Origin of the sequence: Methylobacterium sp. J-026 (assembly GCF_022829585.1) — a bacterium.
In the GTDB taxonomy this organism is placed as follows: Bacteria; Pseudomonadota; Alphaproteobacteria; order Rhizobiales; family Beijerinckiaceae; genus Methylobacterium.
Genome location: NZ_JAKSYC010000193.1, coordinates 21813 through 31940, shown reverse-complemented (window position 1 = coordinate 31940; position 10128 = coordinate 21813). Strand labels below are relative to the sequence as shown.

Here is a 10128-nt window from a genome sequence, read left to right as displayed (position 1 = left end):
TCGCAAGCCCCGTGGCCGGCATCGTCGGCTCGCCCATCTCGGCGGCGCTGCTCGGGTTTGACGGCTGGCTCGGCCTCTCGGGCTGGCAGTGGCTGTTCATCGTCGAGGCGATGCCCGCCGTGGTGATCGGCCTCGTCGGCCTCGTCTGGCTGACTGACACGCCGGCGCAGGCAGGCTGGCTCGAGCCGGAGCACAAGGACTGGCTCGCGAGCCGCCTCGCTGCCGACGCGGCCGCACGGACCAGCATCGAGAAGACCACCGTCTGGGCGGTGATGGGCGACCGCACCGTCCTGGTGCTGTCGTTGATCTACGCGGGCCAAGCCACCGCCAACGCCGGCCTATCGTTGTGGCAACCGCAATTCCTGAAGTCGTTCGGACTCTCGACGACGGAGGTCGGCCTCGTGAACGCGATCCCGTTCGCGGTCGCCGCGCTAGCGATGTACGCGGGCGGCCGGAGTTCTGACCAGCGCGACGAGCGCGTCTGGCACACGGCCGTCCCGACCGCACTAACGACGCTGGGCTTATGCCTCTGCCTCGTCCTGCACGGATTGGCCCCGACCGTGCTGTTGCTGTGCCTCGCCCTGTTCGGCGTCTCGGCGTCGCGCGGCCCCTTCTGGGCACTCACGACCGAGTGGCTGTCCACGCGCGCGGCGGTCGCGGGGATCGCTCAGATCAACGCAGTTGGCACCGGAGCGAGCTTCTTCACGAGCTGGGCGACGGGGGCGATCAAGGATGCGACTGGAAGCTGGCCCCTGGCGCTGCTGCCGCTCGCCGGCGTGACCGCGACGGCCTCGGTCGCCGTCATCCTGCTCGGACGCCCGACACTCTCGGCGACGCCGAACCGATCCGAGCCGCACGTGAAACCGACGACACCCGTGGCGGTCGAGCCGTGAATGGCGTCCGCTTTTGTAGCGAACCTTCTCCGAAGCGGACCTGCGGCTTTCGGCCAGTTGGAGACATCCATTCGGCGACGCGAAGCCGATGCCCAGGGTAGCGTCGAGATCAGGTCTGGCAGCGCCGTTCGGGTTTTGCGGGCTTGGCGGCTGATCGGCATGCTTCTTGTTGAGCGCTCGCGTAAGCGCGAACGAGGCAGATCATGATCATGGGGATGCGGCGGCGTAGGTTCCTCCAACTCGCCGGCGCGGGCCTCGCGATGCCCGCAGTCGTCCGGGCTGCTGGAAAGGACCGCGTGCTCCGCTTCGTCCCGCAGGCCGACCTCGCCCTCCTTGACCCGATCGTCACCACCGCCTTCGTCACGCGCAACCACGGCTTCATGGTCTTCGACACCCTGTACGGGGTCGACGACGCCTACGTGGCACGTCCGCAGATGGTCGCCGGCCACGTCGTCGAGCAGGACGGACTGCTCTGGCGGCTGACCCTGCGCGACGGACTGCGTTTTCACGATGGAGAGCCAGTGCGCGGGCGCGACGTCGTCGCGAGTCTCAAGCGTTGGGGCTCACGCGATCTCTACGGCTTCGACCTGATAGCCGCTATCGACGAGATGACGGCGCCAACCGACGATGAGGTGCAGATCCGCCTCAAGCGGCCCTTCCCAACCCTGCCCGACGTGCTCGGCAAGGCCAACACCAACATGCCCTGCATCATGCCAGAGCGCTTGGCGAAGCTGGACCCGTTCAAGCCAGTCCCCGAGGTGATCGGCAGCGGACCATTCAAGTTTCTCGCCGCCGAGCGAGTGCCAGGCGCGCGGAACGTCTACGAGCGGTTCGCTGCGTATGTTCCGCGCGAGGATGGGACCCCAAGCTTCCTCGCGGGTCCGAAGGTCGCTCACCTTGATCGCGTGGAGTGGCGCACGATCCCGGACGCCGCTACCGCCGCCGCCGCGCTGCAGACCGGCGAGATCGACTGGTGGGAGCAGCCAATCCCCGACCTCGTCGCGTCGCTCGCCCGCGACCGCGACCTGCGCACCGAGGTGCAGGACGAGGCGGGTTTCCTCGGCCTGATGCGCGTCAACCACCTCCAGCCGCCGTTCAACAACCCCGCCTTACGCCGGGCCCTGCTGATGGGGCTCAGCCAAGCGGACGTGATGACGGCGGTTGCGGGCGACGACCCGAAGATGTGGCGGGACGGCATCGGCTACATGACCCCGGGGCCGATGACCAACGACGCGGGGATGGAGCGCCTATCCAGGACGCCGGACCTCGCCAAGGCCAAAGCCGCCGTGCAGGCGTCGGGCTACCGGGGTGAGCGCGTGGTATTCATGGCGCCGACCGACTTTGCCAGCATCAACGCGATGAGCGAAGTGACGGCCGACATGTTCCGGCGCATCGGCCTCAACGTCGACTACCAGGCGTTGGATTGGGGCACCATGGCGCAGCGCTGGGGTTCAACGCAGCCCGTCGAGGCAGGCGGGTGGAGCGCCATGTGCACCTTCACGACCGCGGTCAGCACGATCACCCCGGCCGACAACAAGTTCATCCGCGGCATCGGCACCAAAGGCATATACGGCTGGCCGACCAGCACGGCGTTGGAGGCAATGCGGGACGAGTACCTCACGACCACCGACCAAACCGCGCAACTAGCGATCTGCCGTCGGCTGCAGGAGCAGGCCTTTGAGGAGGTGCCCTACCTGCCGCTCGGGATTTTCTTCCAGCCGACCGCGCGGCGCGGCACCGTGACCGGGCTGATGAAGGGTTTCCCGCTGTTTTACAACGTCCGCAAGGCGTGACGCGGCGGGACCGAAGGGTGACGGAATGAGCGACGTGGCGCCGGCTGAACTACCCGTTACGGGCTACCTGTCCCGCTTCTCCGGGCGGCCCGGCGACACGCTCTTGGTCCACGTCAGCCTGCGTGACGGGGGTTCATACCGAGCGCAGCTGGAGCGGATCGTCTCTGGCGACCCGAACCCGGACGGTCCGGGCCTTCACATCGAGGATCTGTCCACCTTCTTTGACCGGACCGTGCCCGGACGCCGACAGCCGATCCGGTCCGGGTCATACGGGCTGGTGCCGGCCGGACCGGACCGGGATGCGTCCGCGCCCTGTACGTGGACCGCCGTCGTCTGGGTGGCTCGGCAGGGTGACACGCGCGCCGTCCTCTCCGAGGAGGACGACGATCATGCAGTCGTCCTCTCGTTCGGCCGAGCGGGCGCGACCGCTTCGATGCGGTGGGCGGGCGGCCGCGTCGATCTCGCCGCGGATGTCCCGATCCAGCGGCGGCGCTGGTACCGGATCTGGCTCGCCGCCGACCCGCGGACCGGCGCGCTCACCCTCGGGCAGCGGGCGCTCGATGGCGGCGAACCAATCATCCGGCGCGCCGACGATGCCGGGCTCGCGCTTCCCGCCGGGGGGCCTGTGCTGTTCGCGGCTGAGCGGGCAGCGGAGCCGGCGCGGCACTTCACCGGCAAGATCGAGGCACCGGCGATTTTAGATGGTCATGTGGCCGACTGGCTCGACCCTGGCCGCCTCCCCGAAGACGTCACGCCACTCGCTCTCTGGGACTTTGCGCAGGACATCGGCGGGACCGGGCTCATCGACACCGGGCCCCAGGAGCGTCACGGCCGCGCCATTAACCTACCCACCCGCGGCGTGGTCGGGGCGTTCTGGAGCGGGCGCGAGACCTGCTTCCGCCACGCGCCCAACGACTACGCTGCCATCCACTTCCACGACGACGACCTTGATGATTGTCGGTGGGAGCCCGACTTCGAGCTGACGATTCCCGACCTGCCGAGCGGCGCCTACGCCCTGCGGCTGACCTGTGCTGGTGGGGAGGACCGCCTGCCGTTCTACGTCCTGCCGCGCCGGGACGGCCCGCGGGCGCCGATCGCGTTCCTGGCCTCAACCTTCACCTACCAGGCCTATGCCAACCATGCGCGCGGCAACTTCGACGACAGGCTCCGCGCGCGGGCCGCCGCCTGGGGAGCCTCACCCTACAACCCGGACGACTTCCCGGTCTACGGCCGCTCGACCTACAACCGCCACGCCGACGGCAGCGGCATCGCCTTCTCGTCCCGCCTTCGGCCGATCCTGACGATGCGGCCGGACTACCTGACCTTCGATGACTCAAAGGGCTCCGGCCTGCGGCATTACCCCGCCGACACGCACCTCCTCGCATGGCTCACCGCCAAGGACTTCCCGTTCGACATCGTCACCGACGAGGACCTCGACGACGAGGGCCCCGACCTTATCCGGCCCTATCGGACGGTCCTGACAGGTTCGCACCCGGAATATCACACCCCGGGCACGCTCGACGCGCTGGCGGCCTACACGGGCAGCGGCGGCCGCCTCGTGTACCTCGGGGGCAACGGCTTCTACTGGCGCATCGCCCGCCATCCCGACATGCCAGGCGTGATCGAGATCCGGCGCGCTGAGGGTGGGATCCGGGCCTGGGAGGCCGAGCCCGGCGAGTACCACAACGCCTTCGACGGCGCGCTGGGCGGCTTATGGCGGCGCAACCGTCGGCCGCCGCAGTCGCTGGTCGGCGTCGGCTTCTCGGGCCAGGGATTGTTCGAGGGCACCCACTACCGCCGGCTGCCGGCCTCGTACGAGGCCGCGCACGCCTGGATTTTCGAGGGGGTCGAGGGTGAGACGATCGGCGGGTACGGCCTGTCCGGCGGCGGGGCGGCGGGGTTCGAGCTCGACCGGGCCGACCACGACCTCGGCACCCCGGAGGACGCGGTGATCCTCGCGGTGTCGGAGGACCCGCCGAGCTCGTTCGTGACCGTGCCGGAGGAGATGCTCACGCACGTTTCGACCATCTCGGGCGAGGAGCCTGAGGAGCTCAAGCGGGGCGAGATCGTCTACTTCGAGACCCCGTCCGGGGGGGCGGTGCTGTCGGTTGGTTCAATCACGTTCTGCGGTAGCCTCTGGCACGCGGGTGCGTTCCAGGGCCAAATCTCGCGGCTGCTGGAGAACGTGGTCCGGCGCTTCTCGCGCGACGAGCCTTGAGGGGCGCAACAAGAAATTTCACGGGACGGCGTCGGCCTCGTCCAGACGCGCTGCGGCCGCGCGGTAGGCCGCGCGCGTGTCGGCCACATCCCGTTCGTCGTGGGCGAGTGAGACGTACATCTTACCGTCGCCCTTCAGGATTCCACCCGCCCGCAACAGGCCGTTGAGCTGCCGTGCGCGCACGGCATCTGCCCCTGCCATGCCTCGATGATCCGTCACCCGCGACGTCGTGAACAGCGCGTCGAACATCGGCGGCTCGCCCACCATCGTGATGGCGTGCCCCGCCTCACGCAGCGCCGCCTCAACGCTGGCCCAGATGGCACGCCCTGTCGCGAACAGGTGCTCGTACGCTCCCGGCTGCTTCAGGAGCGCCAGGGCGGCCAGCCCCGCCGCGGCAGCGATGGGGTTGCCGCTGAGCGTACCGATCTGCGGCGTGAAGCCTTCCGGCTCGACCCGCTCGCGGTCGAAGTGCGCCATGATCTCGGCTCGGCCAGCGATCGCCGCAAGCGGGTAGCCGCCGCCGATCACCTTGCCCAGCGTGCACAGGTCGGGCGTGACGCCGTAGTAGGTCTGGCCTCCGCCGTAGGAGAGGCGGAAGCCGGTCACGACCTCATCAAAAATCAGCACGATTCCGTACTCGGTAGTGAGGTCGCGCAGGCCCTGTAGGAAGCCGGGCGCGGGCGGGATCAGACGCTGCATCGGCTCCACGATCACGCCAGCGATCGCGTCGTGGTGGGCGTGGATCATCTCGCGCGCCGCTGCGAGGTCGTTAAATGGACACACCAACATCTCGTCGAGCAGGCCGGGCGGAATGCCGGCTGTGTCGGCGACGGCGCGCCCAGTGTTGTTCTCACGTGCGGACCACAGGCTCATCAGGGCCCAGTCGCTCATGCCGTGGTAGCCGCCCTCGAACTTAAGGATCTTGGGCCGTCGCCGATGGGCGCGGGCGAGCCGCATGGCGTAGGCGTCGGCTTCGGTCCCGGTGGAGACAAAGCGGACCTGCTCGGCGCAGGGCAGCGCTTCGACGATCTCGGCCGCGAGCCGGATGCCGGGTTCGTTGTTGACGAAGAAGGTCGAGCCGCGTTCGACTTGTTCCAACACGGCGGCGTTCACGGCTGGGTGGGCGTGTCCGACGAGCATCGGCCCCGACCCGAGCAGGTAGTCAATGTACTCGTTCCCGCTGACGTCCCACACGCGTCCGCCACGGCCTGAGCGCACGACGATCTCTCCGGCCATGTTGCCGAAGTTGCCCCCCGGCAGGACGCGTCGCGCGATCTGGACGAGCGACTGCTCCTCAGCGTTGGTCGGCGTGTTCAACCTGCACTCTCCGGGGCTATCGACGTCGCTGCCTGGCTGCACTGTCGCATCAGGAGGCCGACATCGTGAGAACACGTGCGCAGGGTTCGTGCCAAGGCGAGGGCTTGCCTACCTCGGCTGAATGGTCATGCGCCCGAATGCGGATCGGCGTGGAGCCGTCCGCGTAGGGAGCAAGTGTCCGGCACTCCTGAACCAACTGCGTGGCCGCGGACCCGTGATCTGCCCGCCCCCCGGCTTCGCGCCGTCAACCGACATCGGCTCGCTTCCCGAAACCGGCCGTTCGGCTTGGCGCCCATTGCGGCCATTTAGCTGCCCCAGTCAAAAGCTCCGGAGCGGACGTTATTACGGGCTAGGCTGTAGGTCGGGATCACGCCACAACCGCACCTTCATCCTCCCGATAGGGCCGGATTTCACACTCAAGGTTTCAGTGCGTCACTTGGGTTTGTGACGCGGAACTGCAGCGCTTCGCTCATCGGCAGGTCCAGGTTCTGTCCGGCCGGCGGGATCGGCGTGAGGAACCACCGCTCATACAACTTGGCGAATACGCCGGAGGCCATCTGCGCTTTTACGGCTCCATCGACGAGCGCCTTGAATTCGGGATCTTCGCGCGGGAGCATGAGGCCGTAGTAGTAGTCGGCGCCGGACGATGCTGGCAGGAACGCCAACGCTGCGGGATCCAAAGCCGTCGCCCGCGCCCCGGCGAGCAGGACATCGTCCTCGTACCACGCCGCTGCTCGGCCGGTGCGCAGCATCAGCAGCGACTCGGCGTGGTCGCGCGCCTGGAGAATCGTCAGATCGAGCCCGTCCGCGACGTTCAGCTTCTGCGCCAGAAGCATGTTGAGCGAGCCTTGCGTGATCACCACGGTGCGGCCCCGCAATCCGTTCACTTCTGCGATCCCGGACGCCCGCAGGGTGAGCCAGCGCGGCTGGCTGACGAAGGTCGCGACGGAGAAGGCGACCTGCTTCTGCCGCTCGGCCGTGTTCGTCGTGCTGCCGCACTCGATGTCCACCGTGCCATTCTGGAGAAGTGGGATCCGGTTCGAGGCGTTCACCGCTACGAAGGCGGTCTTCAGCTCCGGCAGCTTGAGTTCTGTTCGGACCCGCTGTGCCACCGCCGCGCAAAGATCAAGCGACATCCCGACAGGCTTCTGATCCGGACCGAGATAGGAGAATGGGATCGACGCCTCGCGATAGCCCAATGTCAGCGTGCCCGAGGACCGGATCTTCTCGAGCGTCGGGCTTGCGGCGATCGCCGCCCCGAGGCCGGAGACGATCGCCAGGGCTGACAGGGCCGGACGGAGAGCACACGCGAGCTTGGGCGTCATGAGGGTGTCTCCAGGCGACAGGACATTGGATCTTGAAGCGCTCGCCTTCAGGCGGTGCTACCGGCCGCGGTCTCGTCGAGGCTCTCGCGCAGTGCCGCCTCGAGGATCTCGACGGCCCGGTCGATCTCAGCGGTGGAGACCGTGAGCGGGGGGGCGATCCGCCAGACCGAGCCGCGCTCGGGCCGGCGACGGATGTTCATGCTCAGGCCTTTCTCGAAGCACTTGCGCGTCGTCAGCGCGCCGAGCGCATGCGCCGGGCTGCGCGATTCCCGATCCATCACCAGTTCGACCCCGATGAGTAGACCGAGCCCGCGCACGTCGCCGATCACCTCGTAGCGCTGTTGCAGATCTTCGAACCGACCGCGCAGATAGGCGCCCATCTCGTTAGCTCTAGCGACGAGCTTTTCCTGCTCGATCACCTTCAGAACCGCGAGGCCGACCTCGGCGGTGAGCGGGTCGGAGACGTGGCTGGTGTAGTAGGTGAAGTGCTTCTCGTGAATGTCTACCTCGATCGCGGCGGTGGTCGCGACTGCCGCAAGCGGCAGGCCTCCGCCCAGCGTCTTAGACATCGTCATGATGTCCGGCACGACGTCGAAGTGCTCGGCGCCGGTGCGCGTGCCGATCCGGCCGAAGGCGGTCTGCGCCTCGTCGAAGATCAGCAGCATGCCGCGGGCATCGGCAGCCTCCCGCAGGGCGACCAGGAACGAACGGGGCGGCACCAGCACGCCGCCCGCGCTGATCACCGGCTCGACGATGATCGCGGCGCCCTTGCCCGCCGACTGCATGTCGTAGAGCTTCAACGCGAGATCGAGATTGGCGAGCGCCGCCGCCTCCTCGTCCATCCCCGAAAAGTAGGGGCGGTAAGCGTTGGGCTCGGGGATGACGAACACGCCGGGTGCGGGCACGCCGTAGCCCTTGCGGTCGCTGGCCATCGAGACGGAGCTTGCCCCGCCGGTGATGCCGTGCCACGAACCGCCCAGCGCCAGGACCTCGTACCCGCCGGTGTACATCTTGGCCATGCGAAGGGCGACCTCGGTCGCCTCGGAGCCGGTGTTGACGAAGATCGTCTTCGTGAGGTCGCTCGGCAGCCAGTCGCGGGCCAGCACCTGGGCGAGCTCGGCCACCACTTCCGGGATCATCCCGCTGAAGAAGTGGAATGCCTTCTCCCCGGCCCGGTGGACCGCCTCGACGATGGCGGGATGGTTGTGACCGATCGTGGCGCACATCTGACCGGAGGTGAAATCCAAATACTCCCGTCCCTGGCTGTCGGTGACGACAGTGCCCCTGGCTTTCGTGAAGAGATTCGGGAAGGTGTCGCCGCCGTAGCGGACCAGATGGTCCTTCGCCGCCGCCTCAAGGGATCCGCTCATCGTCCGCTCCATCGGCAGGGTGCCGGGATCGGGCCTGCTCCGAAGCGGCGCGCGTTGCGGCCTCGGTTCCGGCACCGGCGTTGCGTGGTGTCGGAAGCACTGTTAGGTCCGAGGTGCCGATGAGCGCCAACGCAAAAAACTCACCGGCCGCTGAGGCTGGCTCACCGGCAGATCCGGGGCGACGCAGAACGCCGCCGCTGCGGGCGCTTGCGGCGTTTGAAGCCGCGGCCCGGCACGGCAGCTTCGCGAAGGGCGCCGACGAGCTGGGCGTCACGCCTTCGGCGATCAGCCATCAGGTTCAGCAACTGGAGGACTTTCTCGGCATGCCGCTGTTCCGGCGGCGCGCGGGCCGTGCCTTCCTGACAGAGGGGGGCAGGACCTACGCCGTCGAGATCGAACACGCGCTCAGTATCATCGCAGGTGCGACGGAACGGGTCGCCCCACAATCCCAGCGCGAGCCCCTCGTCATCGCATCGGGGCCGAGCTTCGCGGCAAAATGGTTGCAGCCTAGGCTGGCGAATTTCCTCCGTTCCCACCCCGAGGCGCGGATCCGTCTGTCTACGTTATCGGATCGCGACGACATCGAGACGGAGCGGTTCGATCTTGCCATCACCTACGGTCGACCGCCACAGACGAACCTGGGCGTCGAGCCGCTCCTGATCGAGCGGCTGCGCCCGCTGTGCAGTCCCTCACTCGCCGATTCGGTGGGGCTGTACACACCGCGAGACCTGGCGACCACGACCTTGATCCATTCCGTCAACGCGTTGACGTGGGCGCACTACCTGCGAAATGTCGGAGAAGGGGCTCTACGCCCGCGCAACGAGATGTGGCTAGACCGTTCGGTGATGGCGGTGGAAGCTGCGGTCGCTGGCCTCGGCGTCGTTCTGGAGAGCGAGGTCCTGGCGGCGGATGAACTTCGTGACGGCCGGCTGATCGCTCCCTTCAAGGATCATGCCTTCGAGGTGGAGACGACATCGTACTTCCTTGTCAAACCGCGCGGGGTAAAGCGCGGGTCACTGGCAGGCCCGTTCGAGAGGTGGCTGCGGGGTGCGATCGCGGCAGAAAATCTCACCGCTCCGACAATTGATGAGGCGGTCGGCGGGTAAGCACCAGAAGCGGACCTTGAACTCCGGTCGAAAAACAGATCTTCGGCTTTGCGTTCATTTCTGGCGTCCAAGCATATGCGCCCGGATCCCAGAAGCAGTCACCGCG

The 10128-nt window shown here is 67.7% G+C and carries 7 protein-coding genes; 4 read left to right on the top strand and 3 right to left on the bottom strand.

Going from position 1 to position 10128, the window contains the following annotated elements:
• The 3 genes from MKK69_RS18055 to MKK69_RS18045 form a co-directional block, all read left to right on the top strand.
• Positions 1-893 (top strand): MFS transporter (locus MKK69_RS18055; protein ID WP_243970055.1); only part of this gene is annotated, 893 nt, incomplete at its 5' end.
• Between the two features lie 215 nt (positions 894-1108).
• Positions 1109-2686: an ABC transporter substrate-binding protein gene (locus MKK69_RS18050; protein ID WP_243970060.1), complete on the top strand. Its 1578-nt coding sequence runs from the start codon at positions 1109-1111 to the stop codon at positions 2684-2686.
• A 25-nt stretch (positions 2687-2711) separates the two neighbouring features.
• Complete coding sequence (locus MKK69_RS18045; RefSeq protein WP_243970053.1) at positions 2712-4904, top strand: N,N-dimethylformamidase beta subunit family domain-containing protein; 2193 nt, start codon at positions 2712-2714, stop codon at positions 4902-4904.
• Between the two features lie 18 nt (positions 4905-4922).
• Here the strand turns inward: MKK69_RS18045 and MKK69_RS18040 are convergent, their stop codons facing one another.
• The 3 genes from MKK69_RS18040 to MKK69_RS18030 form a co-directional block, all read right to left on the bottom strand.
• On the bottom strand, positions 4923-6221 hold the full coding sequence (locus tag MKK69_RS18040; RefSeq protein ID WP_243970051.1) for an aspartate aminotransferase family protein: 1299 nt from the start codon (positions 6219-6221) through the stop codon (positions 4923-4925).
• Positions 6222-6637: 416 nt separating this feature from the next.
• On the bottom strand, positions 6638-7546 hold the full coding sequence (locus MKK69_RS18035) for an amino acid ABC transporter substrate-binding protein (RefSeq protein ID WP_243970049.1): 909 nt from the start codon (positions 7544-7546) through the stop codon (positions 6638-6640).
• A gap of 47 nt (positions 7547-7593) precedes the next feature.
• Entirely contained in the window at positions 7594-8916 is a 1323-nt protein-coding gene (locus tag MKK69_RS18030) for an aspartate aminotransferase family protein (protein ID WP_243970047.1), read from the bottom strand.
• Between the two features lie 119 nt (positions 8917-9035).
• On the opposite strand from MKK69_RS18030, the gene MKK69_RS18025 reads away from it, so the two are divergent.
• Positions 9036-10022, top strand: coding sequence for a LysR substrate-binding domain-containing protein (locus MKK69_RS18025; RefSeq protein ID WP_243970045.1), 987 nt, complete (start codon positions 9036-9038; stop codon positions 10020-10022).
• Positions 10023-10128 lie beyond the last annotated feature (106 nt).

What these genes read in the sequence shown, in the direction of transcription:
- MKK69_RS18050 (WP_243970060.1), top strand. Translation starts at nt 1,109, where the DNA reads ATGCGGCGGCGTAGGTTCCTCCAACTCGCCGGCGCGGGCCTCGCGATG.
- MKK69_RS18045 (WP_243970053.1), top strand. Translation starts at nt 2,712, where the DNA reads ATGAGCGACGTGGCGCCGGCTGAACTACCCGTTACGGGCTACCTGTCC.
- MKK69_RS18035 (WP_243970049.1), bottom strand. Translation starts at nt 7,546, where the DNA reads ATGACGCCCAAGCTCGCGTGTGCTCTCCGTCCGGCCCTGTCAGCCCTG.
- MKK69_RS18030 (WP_243970047.1), bottom strand. Translation starts at nt 8,916, where the DNA reads ATGAGCGGATCCCTTGAGGCGGCGGCGAAGGACCATCTGGTCCGCTAC.
- MKK69_RS18025 (WP_243970045.1), top strand. Translation starts at nt 9,036, where the DNA reads ATGAGCGCCAACGCAAAAAACTCACCGGCCGCTGAGGCTGGCTCACCG.